The 980-nt window shown below is 29.9% G+C and carries 1 protein-coding gene; it reads right to left on the reverse strand.

Going from position 1 to position 980, the window contains the following annotated elements; all coding sequences use genetic code 4:
* Nucleotides 1–980, reverse strand: a 980-nt coding sequence (locus OF365_RS03165; RefSeq protein ID WP_263818166.1) for a site-specific DNA-methyltransferase, incomplete at both ends; no start/stop codon positions are given.

Raw genomic sequence — 980 nt, forward strand, 5'->3', positions numbered from 1 at the left:
ATTATTGGTTATTAAGGTATAAGTTCTATTTCCGCCATCTTCTCTATTTAGTTCCATAACAGCATGACCAGTGGTACCAGAACCGGCAAAAAAGTCGAGAATACGAGCGTTTTTATTTGTTATTAAAAATAATTTAATTAAATCAATTGGCTTGCATGTTCTAAATATTTTTTCTTTTTCCAATGGCTTACTGATTATTTCGTATAATAAGTCATTTCCGTTTTTTGTATTAAGCGTTTTTCCTAAAATTAAAGACTTGAGAGTAAAACCAAGATTTCTTTTCTTTGTTTTGATTTTTCATGCACCATTAACAAACTCTATTTTTAAATTTTGAGCCTCATTGTCAATCTTTTCTTTTTGCCATCTTCATACCAATTGAACACCATCTTTACCTTTTCTTGGAAGAATTTGATCTATTGTTTCTCTTGTTTTGTAGCTTGTTGGATAATATTGCCCATTTTTTTCATTTATATATATCGGAAAAAATAATTTTGGTCGAGTGTTAATATTGAATGCTGAATTAGAGTTTTCAAGTTCATTTTGAGAAACGAATTTTCCGTATTCATCCTCACTTACATCATTAACTCTTTCTTTATAAACATCTGGTAATACATTGTTAGCAAATTCGGCCGGTATTTCATTAAAAATATGGTTATTTTTTTTATAAACTAATATGTATTCATGCGTAAGAGCAAAGTTGGTATTTGCTTGACGACCTTTTAAATTAGATACAAAGGGCATAGATGCCACAAAATTCTCTTCACCAAAAATATCGTCCATTAAGACTTTTAAATAAGCTTGTTCACTATCATCGATAGAAACAAAAATAACTCCATCATCTTTGAGCAGTTCCTTAGCTAAAATTAATCGTTCATTCATCATGTTTAATCAACCGTTCCGACTGAATTTATCGCGGTAAATAAACTTATTATTGTTGATTTTTAAAGCATCGTTGGCAACAGAATTCCCATCCGAATTTG

The sequence above is a fragment of the Ureaplasma zalophigenitalium genome, from assembly GCF_025780055.1.
GTDB classification, from domain to species: domain Bacteria; phylum Bacillota_I; class Bacilli_A; order Mycoplasmatales; family Mycoplasmoidaceae; genus Ureaplasma; species Ureaplasma zalophigenitalium.